Source organism: Curtobacterium guangdongense, from assembly GCF_049341845.1.
GTDB classification, from domain to species: Bacteria; Actinomycetota; Actinomycetes; order Actinomycetales; family Microbacteriaceae; genus Curtobacterium; species Curtobacterium guangdongense.
On sequence record NZ_JBMPIT010000003.1, the window covers coordinates 319,059 to 342,212 of the forward strand.

Consider the following 23,154-nt stretch of genomic DNA (forward strand, 5'->3'; position numbering starts at 1 on the left):
CAACTAATCTATCGAGACAGATGAGCCAATTCCCGGAAACCGTGGTGCTACTCGCCGACGACCGTACCCCGATCGGCGTGGCGGACAAGTTCACGGTGCACACAGACCACACGCCCCTCCACCTGGCGTTCAGCTGCCACGTGACCAACGAGGCGGGCGACATCCTCGTGACCCGTCGCGCGCTGGCGAAGAAGACCTGGCCGGGGGTGTGGACGAACTCGTTCTGCGGACACCCCGGTCCCGACGAGTCGTTCGAGGACGCCATCGCCCGGCGTGCCGCACGCGAGCTGGGCATGACGCTCCACAGCATCGAGGAGGTCCTGCCGGACTTCCGCTACCGCGCGGTCGACGCGTCGGGCATCGTCGAGAACGAGGTCTGCCCGGTGTTCCGCGCGGTCGCCGACCACGACCCGGAGCCCGCCGACGACGAGGTGTCCGAGTGGGTGTGGCTCTCCGAGGAGAAGCTGCGCGCCGCGGTCTCGGCAGCGCCGTTCGCGTTCAGCCCGTGGCTCGGCTGGCAGCTCGCCGAACTGCCGGTCCGCGCCCTCGACTGACCCCCAGCCGGACGCACCGACAATGGTGCACATGACTGCAGCGGCGCACGTGCTCGACCAGCTCGGGGACGACCCGGTGATCGCGAGCGTGAAGGACGACGCCGCCCTCGCTTCGGTGCTCGAGTCCGACCGCGCCGTCGTGTTCGTGCTCTACGGCAGCGTGCTCGACATCGCCGACATCGTGCAGCGCTGCAAGGACGCCGGCAAGACGGTGCTCGTCGACGTCGACCTGCTCGACGGGTTCGCCGCGCGGGACGTCGTCGTGACGTGGATCGCCCGGCACACCGTGGCCGACGGGGTCCTCTCCGCGAAGTCGAACCTCGTCCGCGCCGCCAAGCGTGCCGGACTGGTCGCCGTGCAGCGGTTCTTCCTCGTCGACTCGTTCTCGTACCACCAGCTCCCCCGCGTCGTCGAGCAGGCGAAGCCCGACGCGATCGAGATCCTGCCCGGCTGCATGCCGCGGGTGATCACCTGGCTGCGGGACGACACCGACGTCCCGCTCATCGCCGGTGGACTGGTCTGCGACAAGGCGGACGTGATGGCCGCCCTCGGCGCCGGTGCCGTGGCGGTCGCGTCGTCGAACCGCGACGTCTGGGGCATGTGACCCCAGGCGCCGCGGTCCGTGTTCACCGACGACTCAGAGCCATTTGCTCCCCGAGCAGTGCGGGTACGTCGGGAAGCCCGAGTACGTCAGCGTGAACGTGTGCTCGATCGAGTTGCCCGCGGGCACGGTGGCGGTGGTCGACGCGCCGAGGTCGTGCCAGGCGTTGTCCGACGTCAACTTGGTCTCGGTGAGCCAGGACCCGCCGTTGATGCCGAGCTGCACCTCGCCGGTCTTGTTCGTCTGACCGTGCGCAGGTGAGAGCTTGTACTGGTCGATCGTCGCCGTGTACGCGGAGCCCTCGCGTGTCCACGAGACCTTGATCTCCCCGCCGGGGATCCCGCCGCACCCGGTCGTGAAGGTGCCGGAGGCCGCGGGAGCAACGTCCGAGATCGCCACGGACGGCGCCGCGGCGGCTGGTGCTGCGATGGCCGTCGCGGCCGTGGCTGCGGTCACCGCGACCAGGACGAGTGAGCGGAGTGAGTTCGTGCGCATGACATCTCCTTCGATGTGACACCGGGGTATACGGTTGGAACTTCACATTAGGTATGTCGGTTGCGTTTGGGAATCGCGGACGAGAGGCGTACGCTCGGCCGTTGGCTGCGGGACATTCCGCTGCAAGGACGAACCAGAAGGGCAGGTGAGGCGCGATGTCGGGTGACCATCCTCGTGCGGGCCGGCTGCCCCTGACGGTCGTCGTGCCCACGCGCTGAACCACGCCCACGCCCCGGACGTCGATCCGGGTCGTCTCGCGCCTGCCTGCTCCCGACCGAAGGAGCACAGCATGGCAATGATCGACAACGCGATCTACGTCGACGGACGTCGCGTCGAGTCGTCATCGACCCTGTCGCTCGATGCACGACGGGACTGCGACCTCGCGTGGATCGGGCTGCTGCGCCCGGATCCACGTGAGCTGGAGTCCGTCGCGACGGAGTTCGACCTGCACGAGAACGCCGTCGAGGACGCGATGAAGGGTCACCAGCGCGCGAAGCTCGAGCGCTACGGCGACACCCTGTTCGTGGTGCTGCGTCCGGCCTGGTACGACGCCGACCAGGGCACCGTCGAGTTCGGCGAGGTGCACCTCTTCGTCGGGGACCGCTTCGTGGTGAGCGTCCGGCACGCCGACCGCCCGGACCTCGCCGCCCTGCGCGCACGGGTCGAGCAGGACCCCGAGTTCCTCGCGAAGGGATCGGAGGCAGTGACCGCTGCGGTGCTCGACGAGGTCGTGGACGGCTACGCCCCGGTCGTCGAGGTGCTGCAGGACGAGATCGACGAGATCGAGGACCAGCTCTTCGCCGGCCACGTCGCCGCCGACGTCTCGAAGCGGATCTACCAGCTCCTCAGCGAGGTCCTGGCGTTCCAGCGTGCGACGAAGCCGGTCCCCGCGATGGTGCGTGGGCTGCTCCGCGGGGCCGACAAGTACGCGGTCGACGAGGACGTCCAGCACCGGCTGCGCGACGTGATGGACCACGCGCTGCGGGTGACCGAGCGCATCGACTCGTTCCGCGCGCTGCTCGAGAACGCCCTGACCCTGCACTCGACCCTGGTGTCGCAAGAGCAGAACGAGGCCATGCGGCGGATGACCAGCGCGAGCCTGGCGCAGGGCGAGGAGAGCCGGCAGCTCGCCCGTGCCGCGCACCAGCAGGGCGAAGAGGTGAAGAAGATCTCATCGTGGGCGGCGATCCTGTTCGCGCCGGGGCTCATCGCCGGCGTCTACGGGATGAACTTCGACCACATGCCCGAGCTGCACTGGCGGTACGGCTACCCGGCCGCGATCGTCGCGATGCTCGCCCTGGCGGGCGTGCTGTGGGTGGTCTTCCGCAAGCGGAACTGGCTGTAGCCGACACACGACGGACGGGAGGCACGGTGCGGGCCCGCACCGTGCCTCCCGTCCGTCCGTGCTCAGCCGACGATCGCGGCCGTCCTGCGGTAGACCGCGTCGGTGTGCGCCGTGACGTCGGCATGGACCGCGCGCAGCGCGTCGTACACCGCCGCGTGCTCCGGCCGCGGGGCGGTCCGGTCCCGCTCGACGACCATCGCCTCGGCAGCGGCGGCGAAGGAGGGGTGCACGCCCGTCGCGACGGCCGCGCAGATCGCTGCCCCGCGGCTGGCCGCACTGTCGCCGACGACGCGGATCGTCGGGACCTGGAACACGTCGGCCATGACCTGCATCATCAGGTCGGACGACGAGCCGCCGCCCGACACGACGACGCGCTCGTACGCGATGCCGAGCTCGCCGCCCATCGCGTCCGCACGATCGCGCATCGTCATCGCGATGCCCTCGAGGATCGACCGGTACACGTGGGCCCGGCCCTGGCGTCCGTCGAAGCCGAGGATGCTGCCCTTCCGGAACGTCGCGTCGTCCGGCGCGAGCCAGTCGAGCACCGTCAGGAGACCGTCCGACCCGGCCGGCACCGCTGTCGCTTCGCGGTTGAGCAGGTCCTCGACCCGCTCACCCGCGGCAGCCGCCTCGGCCTCGGTCCCGGAGCCGAGCAGGTCGCGGAACCAGCTGACGGTCCACATGCCGCGCCGGATCCCGCCGCTCTCGTAGAGGTAGCGGCCGGGTTCGGACCCGAAGTTCGTCCAGGATTCGGTCGCGTCGCCGATGTTCCGCGCGCCGACGGACATCCCGGCGATGTACGTGCCGAGCGAGACGAGCAGCGTCGACGGGTCGAGGAGTCCGCAGCCGAGCGCCTCCACCGCCTTGTCGTTCGCCGTCGCGACGACCGGCAGCCCGACCGGGAGCCCCGTCGCCGCACTCGCCTCGGCCGTGATCGTGCCGAGGAGGTCGCCCGGATCGACGAGTTCGAAGAGCTGCGATCGCTGCATGCCCGTTGCGGCATACGCGGCGGCGTCGGTCGACCAGCGCCACGTGTCGGTGTCGATCGGCCACATGCCCTGGTAGTTCGCGGCGGTGTCACGGAACGCACCCGTGAGCCGGTGGCCGACGTAGCCGGACGACGTCGTGACCCACGCCACGTCGTCGTGTTCCGCCTCGAACGGGCGGCCGACGCGGGCATCCATCCAGCTCAGCACGGGCTGGGCGAGCGAGCCGTCGGCGCGGAGCACCGCCCGGCAGAACCGGATGGTGCACAGCCCCACCCCGACGATGTCCGCCGGGTCGCCCGTGAACGACGCCATCGCGATGCGGCAGGCCCGTGCGATCGAGTCCCAGAGGTCGTCGTCGGGGTGCTCCACCACACCGGGTGCCGGCGTGTGGTTCGCCCGCAGCGGTACGCGCCCCTCGGCAGCGACGACGCCCCGCTCGTCGAAGATCGTGACCTTCGACGACTGCGAGCCGTTGTCGATGCCGACGAGGTAGGTCGTCATGCTCGGCCGAAGGTGGTGTCCGGGTCCGCCGCCGCGGGCTGGATCGCGCCGGGCTCGGGGAAGATCGTGCCCTTGTTCATGATCCCCTTCGGGTCGAACTGCTCCTTGAGGCCGCGCATGATCGCGAACGCCGAGCCGTGCTCCTCCTCGACCCACGGGGTACGGTACTTGCCGACGCCGTGATGGTGGACCATCGAGCCGCCGTGGCGCAGGGCCTCCTCGACGATGATCGCGTTGAGCGGGATGTGGTACTTCTCGATCTCCTCTTCCGGGGAGCAGTCGATCCGGTAGTCGTACACGAAGTACATGTTCGTCCCGGTCTGGTAGCTGTGCGACGAGTGGCCGCCCAGCATCGTCAGGTCCCCGGCGTACGGGTACTCGTTGCGGATGCGCTCGATGACCGCGTCGTAGACGTCGCCGACAGCGGACCAGTCGGCCGAGATCTCGGTCGTGTAGCCGAGCTGGCGGTCGCGGAGCATGACCTCCTTCTCGGCGTCGATCTTGTCCTGGCCCCAGTTGAGGTTGTCGAACCAGCGCTCGATGTGCGCGGGGTCGACGGTTTCGTGCGGGTGCTGGGCGATGACGCGCTCGATCTCGGCGCTCGTGGCCGCGACGATGCCGGCGGGGCCCTCGGCGACGAAGACCACGACGCACTTGTCCTTCGAGAAGTGCGAGAAGTGCTGGTTGGCGTCCTCCGGCGAGTACAGGCGGACCACCGACGGATGGAAGCCGTTCGTGATGACCTCGCGCAGGATCGCGATGCCCGTCCGCATGTCGTCGACGAGCGCACCGTGGAACCGGTTGTTCTCCGGCATGTACTTGAAGACCTTGACCGTGACCTCGGTGATGACGCAGAGCGCACCCTCGTTGCCGATGACCACGTGGCGGATGTCGGGGCCGGCGGAGCGACGCGGGACTGCCTTGATGCGGCGGACGGCGCCACCGGGGAACACGGCCTCGAGCCCGACGACCATGTCCTCGATCGCACCGTAGAGCGTCGAGAACTGGCCGATCGAGCGGGTCGCGACGAGGCCGCCGTACTGGGCGAGCGGCTTCGACTGGGGCGAGTGGCCGGTGGTGAGCCCTCGCAGGCGGAGCTCGTCCTCGAGGCGCTGGAGCGGCACGCCGGCCTGCACCGTGACCTGCATGTTCTCCTCGTCGACCCGCAGGACGGCGTCCATCCGCGAGCAGTCGAGCACGATGGTGTCGACGACGCTCGTCTCGAGGCCGCCCTCGGTGCCCGTGCGACCGGTGCGGGGCACGATGTTGACGAGGTTGTCGTTCGCGAAGGCCAGGATCGCGGCGACGTCCTCGGTGGACTCGGCGTTGACGATCGCGACCGGAGCGGGCGCGTCGTAGATGCCGTGCACCGACTGGTACTTCTTGAAGCGGTCGACGCTGGCGTCCTTGAGGTGCTGCTCGTCGGTGTCGATCTGCTCGGGTCGGACGATCTCGGCGAGGCGCGCGAGGATCTCGGAGCGGTCGAGGGTGGCGATCGAGTCGATCATGAGGGGGGTGCCTTTCGTTGGTCGTGCGGGGTCGTGCTTGCGCGTGCGTGCGTGCGTGCTTGCTTGCTTGCTTGCCTGTGCTTGCTTGCCGGTCAGCGCACCAGGTAGCCGCCGTCCACGGTCAGCGTGTGCCCGTTGACGTAGTCGGCCGCGCGGGACGCCAGGAAGACCGTCGCGCCCATCAGGTCGGCGACGTCGCCCCACCGCCCGGCGGGGATGTGGTCGAGCACGCGCTGGTTCGTCTCCGGGTTCGCCCTGGTCGCTGCGGTGATCGCGGTGGCGAAGTACCCGGGTGCGATGGCGTTCACCTGGACGTTGTGCTGCGCGAGCTCGTCGCAGTACGCCTTCGTGAAGCCGACGATGCCGTGCTTCGTGGCCGCGTACGCCGGGGACCACTGGCCGCCGAGGAACGCGAACAGCGACGCGATGTTGATGATCTTGCCCGAGCCCTGTGCGACGAAGTGCTTCGACGCCGCGTGCCCGAGGGCGAACGGTGCGGTCAGGTTCACGGCGATCATCGGGTCCCACTCGGCGCGGCCGAACTCGTCGACGCTCGCGAGCTTGCAGATGCCGGCGGAGTTGACCAGGATGTCGAACCCGCCGAGCCGCTCGATGCAGGTGTCGACGATGCGCTCGGGGGCGTCGTCGGCGGTGAGGTCGATCTCGAGGAACTCGTACCGACGCCCTTCGCCCTCGACGAGCGCCCGGGTCGTGCCGTCGTCGTCGACGACGCTCGGCACGAACACGTCGGCGCCGGCCTTGGCGAGCGCGAGCGAGAACGCCTGACCGAGCCCGGAGTTGCCGCCGGTCACGACTGCGGTCTTGCCCGCGAGCGAGAACAGGTCCATCGAGAAGTCGCGGATGTCCATGGAGGGTGGGGTCCTTTCGTGGAAGTGGGGGGGGGTCAGACGAGGGCGGGGGCCGCGGCGCGGCGCAGGTCCCGCGCACGGACGCGCATGGTCACGGTGGTGAGGACGAAGCCGAGCACGGCCGCGCCGACGAGCACGAGGAACATCGCGGTGTACCCGCCGCCCTGCTGGGGCACGCCGTTCGCGGGGTCGCCGGTCCACCAGGCCCCGACCGCGGGCAGGAAGGCATCGGGCAGGTACGCGATGCCGGACGCGAGCCCGATGACGCCGCCACGCTGGGCGAGGGGGACCTCGACCTCGCCGACCTGCGCCCAGTAGACGCCGCGCGAGGTGAAGACCGCGATGCAGATGACGATCATCAGCGCGATCGCGACCCAGACGAGCGCCGGCGACTCGGGCAGCAGGACGAAGCCGAGTGCCCCGGCGGCCGCGACGACGAAGGCCCAGCGGAGGAAGGCGGGCGACGACTTCGTCCACTTGTCCACGAGCAGGCCGCCCGCCGGTCCGCCGACGATCTGGAAGACGTAGGTGCGGATGACACCGATCGCGCCGAGGAGCACGACGGGCACCGCGAAGCCGTACTGCAGCAGCGGCGTGAGGTACCCGAGCAGCGTGTAGAAGCAGTACATCATCATGATCGAGAACCCGATCAGCCAGGTGTACTTGTTCCGTGCCGCGAGCCCGAGCTCCCGCAGGCTCACCGTCTGGCGCGCGACGCCCTCGAGCGCCGTCCGGTCGGTCTGCACCACGAGCAGCACGAGCACGGCGAAGACCAGGCAGAGCACGCCGTAGATGCGCATCACCCAGAGCACCCCGCCGGTGTCGGCGATCGCGGCGGCGACGATGCCGGCCCCGATGAACCCGACGACGGTCGACGTGACGCCGCGGATGCCCTCGAGGAACCCGAAGAGCTTGCCCTGCTCGTCGGCAGACCCGAGCATCGAGATGAGCTTGACGAGCGACGACCAGTAGAGGCCCATGCCGAGCACGGCCATCAGCACGTGGGCCACGACGATGCCGCCCTCGTTCGGGACGGTGGAGAGCCAGAGGTCGACGAGGCCCATGCCGGCGAGCGCGATCACGATGAGGGCCTTGGGCGAGAACCGGTCGGCGAACCACCCGCCGCAGAAGTACATGACGACGGCGACGGCACCGAAGACCGACGTGATCTCGCCGTAGCGCTGGATCGTCAGGTCGAGCGCGTGCGCGGTGTCGGCGAGGAAGACGAAGCGGATGTACGCCACCTGGAAGATGACACCACCGGTCATGGACAGGACGATGAAACTCGTCAGCCTGCGGGACTTCGACAAGGCCACTCCTTCGTGGACGGGTACGTGACTGGGAAACGGGCGGGGGCACAAAAAAAAGAGAACAGCGGACACCCCAGCGCCGTGCGCTGCGGGTGTCGCTGTTCTCTGAGGTCTCAAGCGACGCCGTCCCTCGGGCGGGACGGCCGATCTTCGATTGTTGACGCATCCGATATACCGGGCGTCGGCCAGAACGGTACCCCATGCACCCGCTCACGACAACTCAGGTGGCGCCGAGCATCCGGACGTGCATAATGATCTGGCTCGGAATGTGAACGTGCACATGGGCGTGCCAGCAGACCGAGCGGGAACGAGTAGCAATGGCGTCGACGCGGGCACAGCAACCGCGATCGCCCTCCATCCGCGATGTCGCGCGGGTCGCCGGGGTGTCGCACCAGACCGTGTCACGGGTGCTCAACAACTCGGACGCGATCCGCGCCGAGACGCGGGAGCGCGTGGTCGCTGCCATGGAGCAGCTGCAGTACCGGCCGAACCGCGCAGCACGCGCGCTGGTGACCAGCCGGACCCGGACGATCGGCGTGCTGACGGCACAGCGGTCCCACTACGGTCCTGCGGTCACGATGCAGGCGATCGAGGACTCGGCCGTCGCGCGCGGGTACTCGGTCACGACGGCGAACATCGCCGAGCCGACCGACGCCGCCGTGCGCGACGGGCTCGGGCACCTGCTGGACCAGGACGTCGAGGGCATGATCGTCATCGCGCCGCAACAGCGCGTGTTCGACCTCATCGAGGAACTCGGCGTCCGGACGCCGTACATCACGCTGCGCTCGAGCATCGGCGAGGACCCGACCGCGCTCTGGGTCGACCAGATGGAGGGCGCGCGCCTGGCCACGGCGCACCTGCTCGACCTCGGCCACGAGTACATCCGCCACATCGCGGGACCGCAGGACTGGATCGAGGCCGACGCCCGCATGCAGGGCTTCCTCCGCGAGATGTCCGACCGCGACAAGCCCGTGCAACCGCCGATCCTGGGCGACTGGACCGCGGACTTCGGGTACCACGCCGGCCGAGAACTCCTTCGATGGCGGGACTGCACGGCGGTGTTCTGCTCGAACGACGCCATGGCGCTCGGGGTGATGCACGCGGCGCGGTCGTACGGGCTCGACGTGCCGGGAGACCTGTCCGTGGTGGGCTACGACGACATCCCGGAGGCCAAGCACTTCTGGCCGCCGCTCACCACCGTGCAGGTCGACTTCGCCGAGCTCGGACGACGCTGCGTCGACCTGCTCCTCCCCCGCGAGGGCGACGTGCTCCGCCCGATCGAGATCGTCCCGCAGCTCGTGGTCCGCGCCTCCACGAGCGCGCCGCGGCACCGCGGGTAGCGGGCCCTTCCGCGCGGAGGAGGCCGTCCCGTCGCGGCCGGTCGTTCCGCGCGTAGGGGGCCGTTTCGCGCGTAGGAGGTCGGAATTTCCGACCTCCTACGCGCGATTCGGCTCGCTATGCGCGATTCGGCCCACGCCGAGGCCGGACGGAACGGCGGACGGGAGGCTCGTGGCCAGGCCGCCACGAGCCTCCCGTCCGATGCCCGCCACGCCGGGGAAGCGACCCCACATCGAGGGTCACCACACGGCCCGACGGCGCGGAACTGCGGGCCGTTACCGAAACGCGACCAATCCGAATTGACACCCGCGCCGACGCCGTGCGTAGTATTACCTCCGTTCCAGCCGATGTGACCGTTCACATGGACCGTCACACAGGCTGGGACACCGGACGCGACAACGAAGTCCACACAGACTCCCTGTGCCTTCGCTGCCGCTCGCAGAACCACCGAAGGACTGCCGCACCGAAGCGGCAGAAGGAGATGCACAGTGGCGTCAAACCCGATCGACACCGGACTCGAGACCCGGTCGATCACCGCACCCGAGACCATCCTCGAGATGCGGTCGATCACCAAGGAGTTCCCTGGTGTCAAGGCCCTCGCGGACGTCTCGCTCACGGTCCGCGCCGGTGAGATCCACGCGATCTGCGGCGAGAACGGTGCGGGCAAGTCGACCCTCATGAAGGTCCTGTCCGGCGTCTACCCGTACGGCACCTACACGGGCGAGATCGTCTACGAAGGCGAAGAGGTCCGCTTCAAGGACATCAAGCAGTCCGAGCAGGCCGGCATCGTCATCATCCACCAGGAGCTCGCCCTCATCCCGGAGCTCTCGATCACCGAGAACCTGTTCCTCGGCAACGAGCCGAGCCGCTTCGGGGCGATCGACTGGACCACGGCCCAGCTCCGCGCCCAGGACCTGCTCGCCCGCGTCGGCCTGGCCGACGACCCGGACACGCAGATCAAGAACATCGGTGTCGGCAAGCAGCAGCTGGTCGAGATCGCCAAGGCCCTGCACAAGGACGTCAAGCTCCTGATCCTCGACGAGCCGACCGCGGCGCTCAACGAGAACGACTCGCAGCACCTGCTCGACCTGATCGTCGGGCTGAAGGCCAAGGGCATCTCGAGCATCATCATCAGCCACAAGCTCAACGAGATCGAGCAGATCGCCGACAGCATCACGATCATCCGTGACGGCAAGGCCATCGAGACGCTCAACGTCAAGGCGGACGGCGTCAACGAGGACCGCATCATCCGCGGGATGGTCGGCCGCTCGCTCGAGTCGCGCTTCCCCGACCGCACCCCGAAGATCGGCGAGACCTTCTTCGAGGTCCGCGACTGGACCGTGCAGCACCCGCTCGACTCGTCGCGCCTGGTCTGCAAGGGCTCGAACTTCCACGTGAAGCGCGGCGAGATCGTCGGGTTCGCCGGCCTCATGGGCGCCGGCCGCACCGAGCTCGCGATGAGCATCTTCGGCCACTCCTACGGCACGTTCCTCGGCGGCCAGGTGTTCAAGGACGGCCAGGAGATCAAGCTCAACAACGTCCAGCAGGCGATCGACGCCGGGCTCGGCTACGTGTCCGAGGACCGCAAGGCCCTCGGCCTGAACCTGCTCGACACCGTGAAGCGCTCGACGGTGTCCGCCGACCTGCACAAGATCTCGAAGGCCGGCGTCGTGGACTCCCTCGAAGAGTACGACGTCGCCGAGAAGTACCGGAAGCTGCTCCGCACGAAGGTGCCGAGCGTCGAGGAGAACGTCGGGAAGCTCTCCGGCGGGAACCAGCAGAAGGTCGTCCTGTCGAAGTGGATGTTCACCGACCCGGACCTGCTCATCCTCGACGAACCGACCCGCGGCATCGACGTGGGCGCGAAGTTCGAGATCTACGGCATCATCCAGCAGCTCGCGGCCGAGGGGAAGGGCATCATCCTCATCTCGTCCGAGCTCCCCGAACTCCTGGGCCTCTCCGACCGGATCTACACGATCTTCGAGGGCCAGATCACCAACGACGTACCGGCCGACCAGGCTGATCCGGAAACGCTCATGCGCAGCATGACCTCCGCGCGGAAGGGCGCACTCGCGAAATGAAGAACTTGAGACTGCTCTTCGGTAAGGGCAACAGCATCGGCCAGTACGGCATGATCATCGCGTTGATCGCGATCCTCGCCATCTTCTCGGTCACGACGAACGGGCTCATCCTCGAGCCCACCAACGTCATCAACCTGTTCCTGCAGTACTCCTACATCCTCATCCTGGCGCTCGGCATGGTCATGGTGATCATCGCCGGCCACATCGACCTGTCGGTCGGATCGGTCGCGGCGGTCGTCGGCATCGTCGTCGCCCAGTCGATGGCCGTGTGGCACTTCCCGGTGTGGGCCGCGATCGTCCTCGGCCTGGTGTGCGGCGCCCTGATCGGTGCTTGGCAGGGCTTCTGGGTCGCGTTCGTCCGGGTCCCCGCGTTCATCGTGACGCTGGCCGGTCAGCTGATCTTCCGTGGTGCGAACCAGATCATCGGCAACTCGACCTCGGTCCCCGTGCCGGACAGCTACACGACGATCGGCGCCGGGTTCATCCCGGACTTCGGGCCGGGTACCCCGTTCTCGAACGGCACCGTCCTGATCGGTCTCGTCACCGTCGCAGCGCTCATCATCATCGAGGCGCGTGGGCGTTCCCGCCGCCGGAAGATGCAGGCCGAGGTCCCGCCGTTGTGGGTCTCGATCGTCCGCACCGGTGTCCTCGTCGCCGTCACGCTCGTCGCGACGTACCTGTTCGCCGCGGGCCCCGTCGGCACCTCGGTCCCGATCGTCGCGATCATCCTCGGTGTCCTGACGATCATCTACGGCTTCGTCACGAAGAACACGATCTTCGGTCGCCAGGTCTACGCCGTCGGTGGCAACGCCAACGCCGCGGTCCTCTCCGGCGTCAGCGCGAAGAAGGTCAACTTCTTCGTCATGATGAACATGTCCGTCCTCGCCGCGATCGCCGGCATGGTCTTCGTCGGGTACTCCGGCGCCTCCGGTCCTGCTGACGGCACCGGCTGGGAGCTCGACGCGATCGCCGCCGTGTTCGTCGGTGGTGCAGCGGTCGCCGGTGGTGTCGGCACGATCTCCGGGTCGATCATCGGTGGTCTCGTCATGGCGCTGCTTTCGAACGGCCTGCAGCTCATGGGCATCGAGTCGAACAAGGTGCAGATCATCCGTGGTCTCGTCCTGCTCGTCGCCGTCGCCTTCGACGTCTACTCGAAGTCGCAGGGGCGTCCGTCCCTGATCGGCGGGATGATGCGGCAGTTCCAGCGCAAGGACACCGAGCAGAACACGGTGGCCGCGCAGCAGCCGAAGTCCATCGAGGACCAGCCCGAGAAGATCACCCTCCCCTAGCTCACCCATCCCCACAGCGGGGCTCCGGCCCCATCCCTCCTCAACGAAGAGAAAGCAATCACATGCGCAAGAAGATCGTCGCCGGCCTCAGCCTGGCGCTCATCGCGGGTCTCGCCCTCAGCGGCTGCTCCGCACGTGGCTCGGACTCCGGCAGCGGTTCCGACGCGACCATCAAGAAGGGCGACCTCATCGGCGTCGCGCTCCCGGCGAAGACCTCGCAGAACTGGGTCCTCGCGGGTGCCGCGTTCAAGAAGTCGATCGAGGACGCCGGCTTCAAGGCGGACATCCAGTACGCCAACGCCGGCAGCCCCGTCCCGGACCAGCAGTCGCAGATCTCGGGCATGATCACCAAGGGTGCGAAGGCCGTCATCATCGGTGCGGCCGACGGTTCGCAGCTCACCTCGCAGGTCAAGTCGGCGAAGTCCTCGGGCGCCGTCGTCATCGCCTGGGACCGCAACATCCTGAACACCAAGAACGTCGACTACTACGTCGCGTTCAACAACTACAAGGTCGGCCAGCTGCAGGCCAACGCCCTCCTCAAGGGCCTCAAGGAGAAGAAGGGGAACGGCCCGTACAACGTCGAGCTCTTCGCCGGTTCGCCGGACGACGCCAACGCGACGGTCTTCTTCAACGGCGCGATGAGCGTCCTGCAGCCGAAGATCGACGACGGCACGCTCAAGGTCGTCTCGGGTCAGACCACGTTCGGCAAGGTCAACACGCAGGGCTGGCTCGCGCAGAAGGCCCAGTCCCGCATGACGGACCTCCTGTCGCAGTACTACACGGGTGACACCAAGCTCGACGGCGTCCTGTCGCCGAACGACACCCTCGCCCGTGCGATCCTCACCGCGACCAAGGCCGCCGGCAAGGAGAACCCCGTCGTCACCGGGCAGGACTCGGAGACCGCGTCCATCCCGCTGATCATGAGCGGCGAGCAGTACTCGACGATCTACAAGAACACCACGGAAGAGGCCCAGGCGGCCGTCGACCTGGTCTCGACGCTGGCCAAGGGCGACAAGCCCGACACCAAGATCGACAAGACGAACAACTACAACGGTGTGAAGACGGTCCCCGCGATCGAGCTCACCCCGGTGCTCGTCACCAAGGAGAACGCGGTCGAGGCCTATAAGGGCAACGACACCCTCGAGAAGCTGGCCGAGGCCGGCAAGTAACACCAGCAGTACCCGACAGGGCCCCGTCCGCATCGCGGACGGGGCCCTGTCCCGTTCCCGGGAGGTCCCGTTCCCGGGAGGCTCGTGGCGGGGCCGCCACGAGCCTCCCGTCCGCTGCGTGGCGAGCCGGGCGGCTAGCCGTGGCGGGCGCGCAGGCGGCGCGCCGCCTGGCAGAGGTGCGGGACGTCCACCCGCGCGGTCCCGAGCACGATCGCCGGCGTCGTGTCGAAGTAGCGCCGGGTGAGCCGTTCACCGAGGAGCGAGACGCGCGACCACGGGATGCCCGGCTCGCCCGCCGTCACCGCCACGGGCAGCATCCGCACCGCCTCGCCGATCTCGACCAGGCGCATCCGGACGGCGTCGTAGACGAGGTCCTCCGGCAGCGACGCGTCCGAGACGTACCGGTCGATGACCCCGCACGCCCGGATGACGTCGTCGAGCCGCTCCGGGACGTTGCGGTTCACAGCGGCACCGCGTGCCGGACGACGTCCTCGCTCATGCCGGCCGCCGCCACGACGTCGACGCGCACGCCGAGCACCTGCTCCGCGGCGTCCTGGATGCGCATGAGGGCGAAGATCCCGAGCCCCGGGCGCAGGTCCACCATCAGGTCGACGTCGCTGTCCGGACCGTCCTCGCCCCGGGCGACGCTGCCGAACAATCGCGGGTTCATCCCGCCGAGTCGCGTGATGGCCTCGAGGAGCTCGAGTCGGGCGGCGGCGACCCGCTCGCGGAGCGGCGGTGGATCGGCGACGGGCTCCAGGTCGATGACGGTCAGGAAGCCCGCGGCGAACAGCAATCGCTGGAGCGCTGCGAGGGACGGCTCGCGGCGACCGTTCTCGTAGGTGCTGATGACGCTCTGCGTGACGCCGGCCCGCTTCGCGAGCTGGACCTGGGTCAGCTCGGCACGGAGTCGTGCGTCACGGATGAGGTCTGCCGCGGAGAGACGCTCAGCGGGTCGTGCAAGGACACCTGACATGACGCCACGATACACAAGATGAAAAATTTCGCATCATCCGGCGCACCGATCGTTCTGCCCCGCGTGTCTGGGCGGAGTGTGCCGGCCGTCCGCGAGGTCGTCAGTCGCGGACGGAGACGTCCGTCCGGTGGAAGTTCTGGGCAGAACGCGACGGTGTCGGACCGCGCTGGCCCTGGTACCGCGACTGGTACTCGGCGGAACCGTACGGCTTGTCCGCGGGGCTCGACAGCTGGAAGAAGCAGAGCTGCCCGATCTTCATGCCCGGCCAGAGCTTGATCGGCAGGGTCGCGACGTTCGAGAGCTCCAGGGTCACGTGGCCGGAGAAGCCGGGGTCGATGAACCCGGCGGTCGAGTGCGTGAGGAGTCCGAGGCGCCCGAGCGAGCTCTTGCCCTCGAGTCGGGCGGCGATGTCGTCGGGGAGCGTGACGACCTCGTACGTCGACCCCAGCACGAACTCGCCGGGGTGCAGCACGAAGGCCTCGTCCGGGTCGGTCTCGACCAGCCGGGTGAGGTCGGGCTGGTCGACGGCCGGGTCGATGTGGGGGTACTTGTGGTTGTCGAACAGCCGGAAGAACTTGTCGAGGCGCACGTCGACGCTCGACGGCTGGACGAGCGAGAGATCTCGGGGATCGAGGCCGATCCGGCCTGCGGTGAGCTGGGCGGTGATGTCGCGGTCGGAGAGCAGCACGGTACGGAATCCTAGCGGGCCCGGGCGCTCCCCCGATATGCTGCTCGGCTGCCCTGCAGACGGCACGGCGGCGGAAGGAACACCGTGTACCGCGTCGTCGAACTCGACGTCCCTGCAACCATGACCGACGACCCTGCCAAGGTGCAGGCGTTCCGCGAGTGGGTCGACGTGTCGAACCGCTCCGAGGTCGCCGTCCACGGGCTGGCCGAGCTCGCTTGGAAGGCCGAGGAACAGCTCCCCCTGCAACACGATCCGGAGGCCCCGAGCCGACTCTTCGTCGTCCGGGACGCACATGACGCCGTGGTCGCGGCCGGCGCCTACGACTCGAAGACCGCCGAGGGCACCCCGAACTGCTGGATCTCGATCGGCGTCGATCCCGAGCACCGTCGCCGCGGGATCGGCACCCTGCTCGCCGACCACATCGAGGGCATCGCCCGCGCCGAGGGACGGACCCAGTGGAAGACCTACGCGGTGTCGCGGCAGGTCGGCCCCGCTGCAGGCCCCGGGTACGTCGTCGCCCCGACCGGGTTCGGCGCCGTCCCCGCGGACGAGGCCGGTGTCCGCTTCCTGACCGGCCGAGGCTGGCGCTTCGGACAGGTGAACCGCATCAGTCGGCTCGCACTGCCGGCGGACCACTCGGTGGTGCAGACCCTGCACGAGCGGGCGTCGACGGCGGCGGGTCCCGACTACCGCGTGCACTCCTGGACCGGTCGCACGCCGACCGAGTGGCAGGCCGGCATCGCGCTGCTCGAGACCCGGATGAGCACGGACGCACCGGAGGGCGACATGGAGGAGCCCGAGGACGTGTGGACCGTCGAGCGGCTGCAGGAGCACGAGGAACACCTCGAGGACTCCCCGAGGACGATCCTCACCGTCGCGATCGAGCACGTCCCGAGCACCACCCTGGCGGGTTTCACGCAGCTGTCCGTGCCGGATGACCTCGGGCAGCCCGTGTTCCAGTGGGACACCCTCGTCCTCCGGGAACACCGCGGGCACCGGCTCGGCTGGCTGCTGAAGGTCGTCGGGATCGAGACGATCGAGCGGGACCACCCGGGACACCCGTCGATCGTGACGTTCAACGCCGAGGAGAACCGCCCGATGCTCGACGTCAACGAGGCGGTCGGGTTCGTCGGCGTCGGCAGCGAGGGGATCTGGGAGCGCAAGGTGTGATCAGTCGGCAGCGCCTACCATGGAGGGTCCGCGGTCTCGCGGACGCAAGCGTCCCCGGAACAGGTCGATGACCGTCACGTCACCCGAAACACAGCCTGGAGGCTCGGCGCCGGAATCGGCGCCCGTCACCGCTCGTACATCCACCGTCGCCACCGTGCTCGCCATCGCGATCCCGCTCGCGGTCGGCTGCTCGATCCTCGGCATGACCGTGACCGGTGCGTTCACGGCGAGCCAGCAGCTCGTGTCGGCCGGCGACCTCGTGCAGTACGGGCTCCCCGTCGCGCGGGTGGTGCACGACACGATGGCGGCGCTCACGATCGGGCTGCTCATCGTCGCCGCGTTCGCGCTCCCCGCGCAGAAGAAGGACCACGGCGCGATGTCGAGCGTCCAGCACCGGGCGGTCCGGTGGGCGGCGACGACCGGGGCGATCTGGTTCCTCGCCGCCGTCGTCAGCCTGGTCTTCACCGGGGCGAACACCCTCGGTGTCCCGCTGACGAACTCGGTGTTCGCGCGGAACTTCATGCTCTTCGCGTTCCAGGTCGAGATCGGGCAAGCGCTCGTCGTGTCGGCGGCCGCGATCCTCGTCGCCACCGTGCTCGCCGCGTTCGCGACCCGGGTCACGACGCTCGCCGTGGCGACGGTCGCCGGGCTCTTCGCGCTGCTCCCCCTCGCGCTCTCCGGCCACGCCGCCGGGTCCCTCGAGCACGCCAACGCGGTCAACTCCCTCGCGATCCACCTCATCGGGGTGTGCGTGTGGGCCGGTGGGCTCGTCGCGGTCGTCGCACTGCGGACCCGCACGAAGGGCGCCACCGGACGCATGGTCGCCCGGTACTCGACGCTCGCCGGGTGGTCGTTCGCCGCCGTGGCGTTCTCCGGCATCGTGAACGCCTCGCTCCGTCTCACCGGGCCGCTCGACCTGTTCACGACGACCTACGGCTGGCTCATCACCGTCAAGGCGTCGATCCTGATCCTGCTCGGACTCGCGGGTGTCGTGCAGCGCCGGAAGCTCGTGCCAGCACTGCTGCGCTCCCCGCTCGATCGTCGGTCGTTCACGCGCTTCGCCCTCGCCGAGATCGTGTTCATGGCCGTCGCGATCGGCGTCTCGGTCGCGGTGTCCCGGAGCCAGCCGCCGATCCCGCAGACCCCTGAGACCGGCGAGGACACCCGCTCCGGGCTCATCGGCTACCCGTACCCGCCGACGCAGACGCTGCACACCTTCCTGACGCAGTGGCACATCGACTGGGTGTGGCTCGCCCTCGCCGTGGTCGGTGCCGGGTGGTACCTGTTCGCCGTCCGGAAGCTCCGGAAGCGCGGTGACAAGTGGCCGGTCGGCCGGACGATCTCGTGGCTGCTCGGCTGCGCGGTGTTCATCTGGACGACCTCGGCCGGTCCGTCGGTCTACGGCATGATCCACTTCTCGTCGCACATGATCCAGCACATGCTGCTGATGATGTTCGTGCCGCTGCCGCTCGTGCTCGGCGGCCCGGTGCTGCTGGCACTGCGGACCCTGCCGGTGCGGAACGACGGCTCGCGCGGTGCCCGTGAGTGGCTCATGCTCTTCGTGCACTCGCGGTACATGCAGTTCATGGCGAAGCCGGCCGTCGCCGGGGTGGTCTTCGCCGGCTCCCTCGTGGTGTTCTACTTCACCGGGGCGTTCCAGGCCGCGATGCAGTCGCACGAGTGGCACGTGGCGATGGTCGTCCACTTCGTGCTGAGCGGCTACCTGTTCTTCTGGGTGTTCGTCGGCATCGACCCCGGTCCCAAGCGCCCGCAGTACCCGATCCTGATCATCGCCCTGCTCGCGACCCTGGCCTTCCACGCGTTCTTCGGGGTCGCCGTGATGACGTCGGAGTCGATCTACGCGGTCGACTGGTTCCACGCGCTCGGGCAGACGAACGACGCCGCGCTCCTCGCCGACCAGCACACCGGCGGCGGCATAGCGTGGGGTGCGTCCGAGTTGCCGATGGTGTTCGTGGCGCTGCTCGTGGTGCGGAATTGGGTGAAGTCGGACAAGCGTGACGCGAAGCGCCTCGACCGCCAGGCCGACCGCGACGGGGACGCCGAGCTGAAGGCGTACAACGAGCGCCTGTCCGCGATGAACCGCGACTGACACAGCCGTACGCGGGCGCCTGTCAGCGGCGGCCGTCAGTCGCCGTGGACGATGCAGACCGCGTCGAGGTCGAGTGCGGCCTCGAGCGCAGCCGCGATCCCCGACTCGCCGTCCGATCCGGCAGGGGTCACGGTGTCCACCCACCACAGCGGGGTCCCGAGGGTCGGAGCGTCCGGGAGGATCCGCTCCACCTCGTCGAAGGAGTCGACGCGGCGGACGCCGAGCACCGTGATCACCGGGTGCTCCTGGTCGCGGCACACCTGCATCATCGGGCCGTCGTCGAGCGCACGGACACCCCACGTGTCGTCGTGGAGCAGCAGCGCCTCGGCGACCTCGCGGACCTCCACCTGTCCCCGGCAGAGCAGGGTCACGTCACGGGGCACCGATGCCACCGTGCCGACCGACGGCACCGACGTGCCCGTCGAGCGTTCCCTCGTCGTGCGCCGGGTCGAGCGGTGCGCCGCCGACCAACTGCAGGAAGCGGTCCTCGTCGATGCGGTCGAGGAACGACTCGAGTGCGGTCCAGCCGTCCTCGAGCCGGACGATGAGTCCCTGCCCGGCTCCGTCGGCGGCCATCGCGGAGCCTGTTCCGGCTCCGAACGTCGAGGTCGAGGTGTGCGGCGGCGGCCACACGGCACCGCGGTCGAGGAACCCGGCCGCTTCCGGCCCGACCACGACGGCGAGCGGTGCCGGCTCGCCGTGCGACACGGCGCGGACGAGGTGGTCGGCATCTCCACGTCGCTGCATGACGACGCCGAACACCGGGACGACGTCCTCGGCGACGCGGTGCACGGCATCGAGCAGCCGGTCCGCGAGCTCCGGATCCGCCCCGTCCTCGGGGATCGTCAGGACGGCGGACATGGTCTCGATGACGACGCCGTCGGTGAGGTGCGCGGTCATGGTCGCGGAGAACCCGTCGCCCACGGCGTACGAAGTGCTGACCCCGGGCGACTCGTGCTTGGCGTACTGCGTGACGACCCAGCGGTCCCACGGCACCGACAGCGGCTCGGCGGTCCCCCAGCGCGTCGGACAGGTGCCGACCGTGTGGCACAGGGCCTCGATCGCGGACCCGATGTCGATCGCCCGCTCGTCGTGGTGGCGCAACGTGAGGTCGATGCTGATCTGGCGCACCGAGTCCGCGGCGACCGGGTGTTCAGGGGAGGGCGTCCCGAGCAGTTCCGGCCCGCGCTCGACGAAGTCCTCGACGCCGTCGGCACGGACGCCCGTCCGGCCGTCGCGGAGACTCCCGTCGAAGTCCCGCACCGCCCACGCGGCACCGTGTGCACCCAGCGCGTGGCGGAGCGCCGGCGTGAGCGCAGCCTGCGGGCCGGTCCGGAGCACGACCATGCGTTCGGCAGCGGACGCACGCCGCAGCAGCGAGGCCAGCGCCTCGGTCAGCCACACCACCTGCGAGTCGGAGTCGACCACGATCGCGGGGCCGACGACGTCGTCGATGAGGGGATGTCTGACCATCCGGGTCCTCCTCGGTTCGGGGTCGCTGGAACTCCCTGGACGGTACACACGCGTCCGACACCTGTCCGTCAGGCGGGCGGGCTCACAGAAGAGACACGGGCACCGGACGGGAGGCTCGGGTCGGCCCCGGCACGACGGCACACGGCACGCGGTCGGCTGGCTTCCAGCCGAGAATCCGGTATGGTTGTCGAGTCCCGCTGAGCGGGCACGCGAGTGTAGTTCAATGGTAGAACTCCAGCTTCCCAAGCTGGTAGCGCGGGTTCGATTCCCGTCACTCGCTCCACAGTTACCCGTGGTCGTCCCCGGGTACCGGTCTCCTACCGCCGGGCCTCCAAGAGCCCCAGCCGCTCCTCCGTCTCGGCGTCTGCCGGCAGGTGCACCAGCAGTCGCAGCCCTGGATCGGGTTCGAGCCACGTGGTCGCGACGTCGAACCGGAGCCGTCCGACCCGCGGGCTGTCGTAGACCTTCCGTCCGGTCCGCGGTTGCAGCACGTCGTGGCGATGCCAGAGCTCGACGAACCGCGGGGAGGCGGCGCTCAACCCGGCGACGAGCGCGGCGCGGCGGTCGGCGAACGGTTCGATCTCGCTCTGCGACCGCAGCTGCGCGACCATCCGCCTCGTCACCGATTCCCAGTCCGGCATCGCGGCACGCCAGTCCGCGTCGGTGAACGCGAGCCACATGGTGTTCCGCTCCGTCGTCGGCATCGCGTTGAGGTCCGTCACGAGGTGCCCGAAGGACGCGTTGTGGGCGACGACGTCGAAGCAGCCGTTCTGGACGTACGCCGGAACCGGGGACAGCCGCTCGATCAACCGCACCACCACGTCGTCCACACGTGGTCGCCCGTGCGACGAGGGCGTCGCTCGGTACCCGCCGAGGCGCATCACGTAGGCCAGCTCGTCGTCATCGAGTCGGAGCACGCGACCGACGGACCGCAGCACCTGCTCGGACGGGTGGATGTCACGCCCTTGCTCGAGCCACGTGTACCAGGTGACGCCGACGCCGGCGAGTTGCGCGACCTCTTCACGCCGCAGCCCGGGTGTGCGCCGCCGGCCGTCGGCGGAGAGGCCGATCTCCTGCGGCGGGATCCGCCCCCGACGTGACCGCAGGAACGCTCCGAGCTCGCGAAGTCGAGTGTCCACGACCTCATCCTGCCCCTGGGGAGCCGTTCCGTCCTGGTGGTGCTGGTACCCGTACCAAGAGGCTCCTGGTACCAGCAGTGCACCTGCGCGACGCTCCTCTCATGACCTCAGGCACGTCCCAGGACACCGCATCGCTGCGCACCCCGGCGCTCAGCAGGCTCGGACTGACGGTCCTGCTCGTCGGACCGTTCCTCGCGGGCCTCGACCTGTTCATCACGAACGTCGCGCTGCCGAGCATCGCGCACGACCTGCACGCGTCCGCCGGAGCGCTCGAGCTGGTCGCCGGCGGGTACGCCGTGACGTACGCCGCGTTCCTCGTCCTCGGTGGCCGGCTCGGCGACCGCTTCGGACGACGCCGCCTGTTCGGCATCGGACTCGTCGCGTTCGCCCTGACCTCCCTGCTCGCCGGCACCGCGCCGACCGCGACGGTGCTGGTGCTCGCGCGGTTCGCCCAGGGCGCCGCCGCCGCGCTGCTGACACCGCAGGTGCTCGCCACGGTGCAGACCGTGCTGGAAGGCCCCGCGCGTGCTCGCGCCATCAGCCGGTACCCGGTCGCCGGCGGACTCTCCGCGGTCGCCGGGCAGCTGGTCGGTGGGCTGCTCGTCCAGGCCGACCTCCTCGGCCTGGGATGGCGGACGGTGTTCCTCGTCAACCTGCCCGTCGGCCTCGCGGCACTGCTGCTCACACGTCGCACCGTCCCGGAGAACCGGTCGTCCGTCCGCGCGGGGCTCGACCTCGTCGGTGTCGTGCTGCTCGCCGTCGTGCTCGTCTGCCTGCTGGTCCCGTTGGCGGAAGGCCCCTCGCTCGGCTGGCCCGTGTGGACCGTCGTGGTCCTCGTCGCGGTCGCGCCGGCAGCAGCCGCGCTGGTCGTCGTCGAAGCACGAGCGGAACGGCTCGGGCGACTGCCGCTGCTCCCGCCGTCGCTGCTCCGGCTACCGTCCATGCGGCGAGGACTCCCGATCCTGCTGGTGTTCTTCCCGGCAGTCAGTGCGTTCCTGTTCGTCTTCGCCCTCACCACGCAGGACCTCCTCGGGATCAGCCCGCTCTGGTCCGGTGTCGTCGTCACCCCGGTCACGATCGCCTACGTCTGCACCTCGTTCGCCGTTCCCGCGCTCCTGCGACGCCATGGACGGCGGGTGCTGATCGCCGGTGGACTGACACAGGGGATCGGGTTCGCGGGGACCGCCGCGCTCGTCATCGCCGCGCCCGACGGGCCTCCGGTCGTCGCCGTGGTGCTGACGTTGGCGCTGTCCGGCATCGGGCAGGCCCTCGGCGTCGGCGCGCTCTTCGGGACGGTCCTCGCCGACGTCCCGTCGCACCTCGCGGGTGTCGGCGGCGGCGTGATGGTCACGGTGCAGCAGACCGCTCTCGCGCTGGGGGTCGCGGTCCTCGGCACCCTCTTCACCGCGCTGCTGCCGGTCGACCGCACCCTCGCCATCGCCGTCGTCGCGGTCGCTCTCGTCGCCACACAGCTCGTCGTCGCCGTCGCCGCCCGGTCCACGCTGCGAACGCCCGTGGTGCGCTGACCAGCCGTCGGGTCACGCCAGAG

The 23,154-nt window shown here is 69.3% G+C and carries 21 protein-coding genes and 1 tRNA gene; 11 read left to right on the forward strand and 11 right to left on the reverse strand.

The genetic code is table 11. The annotated features are described in order from the left end of the window. Positions 1-20: 20 nt before the first annotated feature. Both idi and ACO0E1_RS06085 read left to right on the forward strand, forming a co-directional pair. Complete coding sequence (gene idi, locus ACO0E1_RS06080) at positions 21-554, forward strand: isopentenyl-diphosphate Delta-isomerase (RefSeq protein ID WP_422873377.1); 534 nt, start codon at positions 21-23, stop codon at positions 552-554. 31 nt (positions 555-585) lie between these two features. Further along, on the forward strand, positions 586-1,158 hold the full coding sequence (locus tag ACO0E1_RS06085; RefSeq protein ID WP_422873378.1) for a glycerol-3-phosphate responsive antiterminator: 573 nt from the start codon (positions 586-588) through the stop codon (positions 1,156-1,158). A 33-nt stretch (positions 1,159-1,191) separates the two neighbouring features. Here the strand turns inward: ACO0E1_RS06085 and ACO0E1_RS06090 are convergent, their stop codons facing one another. Then, positions 1,192-1,650, reverse strand: a complete 459-nt coding sequence (locus ACO0E1_RS06090) for a hypothetical protein (protein WP_422873379.1) — start codon at positions 1,648-1,650, stop codon at positions 1,192-1,194. Positions 1,651-1,939: 289 nt separating this feature from the next. Here ACO0E1_RS06090 and ACO0E1_RS06095 point away from each other — a divergent pair, with 289 nt between their 5' ends. Next, on the forward strand, positions 1,940-2,995 hold the full coding sequence (locus tag ACO0E1_RS06095) for a magnesium and cobalt transport protein CorA (protein ID WP_422873380.1): 1,056 nt from the start codon (positions 1,940-1,942) through the stop codon (positions 2,993-2,995). Positions 2,996-3,057: 62 nt separating this feature from the next. On the opposite strand, the gene ACO0E1_RS06100 is transcribed toward ACO0E1_RS06095, so the two are convergent. The 4 genes from ACO0E1_RS06100 to ACO0E1_RS06115 all read right to left on the reverse strand — a co-directional run bounded on the left by ACO0E1_RS06100 (position 3,058) and on the right by ACO0E1_RS06115 (position 8,172). Beyond that, entirely contained in the window at positions 3,058-4,485 is a 1,428-nt protein-coding gene (locus ACO0E1_RS06100) for an FGGY-family carbohydrate kinase (protein ID WP_422873381.1), read from the reverse strand. Next, positions 4,482-5,993 (reverse strand): FAD-binding oxidoreductase, encoded by a 1,512-nt coding sequence (locus tag ACO0E1_RS06105; protein WP_422873382.1) that lies wholly within the window; start codon positions 5,991-5,993, stop codon positions 4,482-4,484. The genes ACO0E1_RS06100 and ACO0E1_RS06105 overlap by 4 nt, the downstream gene beginning before the upstream one ends. A 92-nt stretch (positions 5,994-6,085) precedes the next feature. Further along, positions 6,086-6,862 (reverse strand): SDR family oxidoreductase, encoded by a 777-nt coding sequence (locus ACO0E1_RS06110; protein WP_422873383.1) that lies wholly within the window; start codon positions 6,860-6,862, stop codon positions 6,086-6,088. A 35-nt stretch (positions 6,863-6,897) separates the two neighbouring features. Then, positions 6,898-8,172: an MFS transporter gene (locus ACO0E1_RS06115; protein ID WP_422873384.1), complete on the reverse strand. Its 1,275-nt coding sequence runs from the start codon at positions 8,170-8,172 to the stop codon at positions 6,898-6,900. Between the two features lie 317 nt (positions 8,173-8,489). Between ACO0E1_RS06115 and ACO0E1_RS06120 the strand changes: the two genes are divergently transcribed. The 4 genes from ACO0E1_RS06120 (at position 8,490) to ACO0E1_RS06135 (ending at position 14,049) form a co-directional block, all read left to right on the forward strand. Then, entirely contained in the window at positions 8,490-9,512 is a 1,023-nt protein-coding gene (locus tag ACO0E1_RS06120; RefSeq protein WP_422873385.1) for a LacI family DNA-binding transcriptional regulator, read from the forward strand. 555 nt (positions 9,513-10,067) lie between these two features. Beyond that, positions 10,068-11,591 (forward strand): multiple monosaccharide ABC transporter ATP-binding protein, encoded by a 1,524-nt coding sequence (mmsA, locus tag ACO0E1_RS06125; protein ID WP_402728320.1) that lies wholly within the window; start codon positions 10,068-10,070, stop codon positions 11,589-11,591. After that, entirely contained in the window at positions 11,588-12,880 is a 1,293-nt protein-coding gene (mmsB, locus tag ACO0E1_RS06130) for a multiple monosaccharide ABC transporter permease (protein ID WP_281266736.1), read from the forward strand. The genes mmsA and mmsB overlap by 4 nt, the downstream gene beginning before the upstream one ends. A gap of 62 nt (positions 12,881-12,942) precedes the next feature. Continuing rightward, a complete protein-coding gene (locus ACO0E1_RS06135; RefSeq protein ID WP_422873386.1) occupies positions 12,943-14,049 on the forward strand; it encodes a substrate-binding domain-containing protein in 1,107 nt (368 codons plus the stop codon). Between the two features lie 134 nt (positions 14,050-14,183). Here ACO0E1_RS06135 and ACO0E1_RS06140 read toward each other — a convergent pair whose 3' ends face one another. The 3 genes from ACO0E1_RS06140 to dcd form a co-directional block, all read right to left on the reverse strand. Next, positions 14,184-14,513, reverse strand: coding sequence for a HepT-like ribonuclease domain-containing protein (locus ACO0E1_RS06140; protein WP_422873387.1), 330 nt, complete (start codon positions 14,511-14,513; stop codon positions 14,184-14,186). Beyond that, positions 14,510-15,025 (reverse strand): helix-turn-helix domain-containing protein, encoded by a 516-nt coding sequence (locus ACO0E1_RS06145; RefSeq protein WP_422873388.1) that lies wholly within the window; start codon positions 15,023-15,025, stop codon positions 14,510-14,512. The genes ACO0E1_RS06140 and ACO0E1_RS06145 overlap by 4 nt, the downstream gene beginning before the upstream one ends. A gap of 100 nt (positions 15,026-15,125) precedes the next feature. Continuing rightward, positions 15,126-15,713, reverse strand: coding sequence for a dCTP deaminase (gene dcd, locus ACO0E1_RS06150; protein ID WP_422873389.1), 588 nt, complete (start codon positions 15,711-15,713; stop codon positions 15,126-15,128). Positions 15,714-15,833: 120 nt separating this feature from the next. Here dcd and ACO0E1_RS06155 point away from each other — a divergent pair, with 120 nt between their 5' ends. Next, on the forward strand, positions 15,834-16,883 hold the full coding sequence (locus tag ACO0E1_RS06155) for a GNAT family N-acetyltransferase (RefSeq protein ID WP_422873390.1): 1,050 nt from the start codon (positions 15,834-15,836) through the stop codon (positions 16,881-16,883). 67 nt (positions 16,884-16,950) lie between these two features. After that, positions 16,951-18,993, forward strand: a complete 2,043-nt coding sequence (locus ACO0E1_RS06160) for a bifunctional copper resistance protein CopD/cytochrome c oxidase assembly protein (RefSeq protein WP_422873391.1) — start codon at positions 16,951-16,953, stop codon at positions 18,991-18,993. A 35-nt stretch (positions 18,994-19,028) separates the two neighbouring features. On the opposite strand, the gene ACO0E1_RS06165 is transcribed toward ACO0E1_RS06160, so the two are convergent. Further along, positions 19,029-19,376, reverse strand: a complete 348-nt coding sequence (locus ACO0E1_RS06165; protein WP_422873392.1) for a hypothetical protein — start codon at positions 19,374-19,376, stop codon at positions 19,029-19,031. Beyond that, the gene (locus tag ACO0E1_RS06170; RefSeq protein ID WP_422873393.1) at positions 19,366-20,466 is read right to left on the reverse strand and encodes a DUF6177 family protein; all 1,101 of its coding nucleotides are present in this window, start codon (positions 20,464-20,466) and stop codon (positions 19,366-19,368) included. The genes ACO0E1_RS06165 and ACO0E1_RS06170 overlap by 11 nt, the downstream gene beginning before the upstream one ends. Before the next feature lie 209 nt (positions 20,467-20,675). Here ACO0E1_RS06170 and ACO0E1_RS06175 point away from each other — a divergent pair. Further along, positions 20,676-20,749 (forward strand) — tRNA-Gly (locus ACO0E1_RS06175). Positions 20,750-20,783: 34 nt separating this feature from the next. Here the strand turns inward: ACO0E1_RS06175 and ACO0E1_RS06180 are convergent. Beyond that, entirely contained in the window at positions 20,784-21,605 is an 822-nt protein-coding gene (locus tag ACO0E1_RS06180; RefSeq protein ID WP_422873394.1) for a helix-turn-helix transcriptional regulator, read from the reverse strand. 101 nt (positions 21,606-21,706) lie between these two features. On the opposite strand from ACO0E1_RS06180, the gene ACO0E1_RS06185 reads away from it, so the two are divergent. Further along, positions 21,707-23,131 (forward strand): MFS transporter, encoded by a 1,425-nt coding sequence (locus ACO0E1_RS06185; protein WP_422873395.1) that lies wholly within the window; start codon positions 21,707-21,709, stop codon positions 23,129-23,131. The last annotated feature ends 23 nt before the right edge of the window (positions 23,132-23,154 follow it).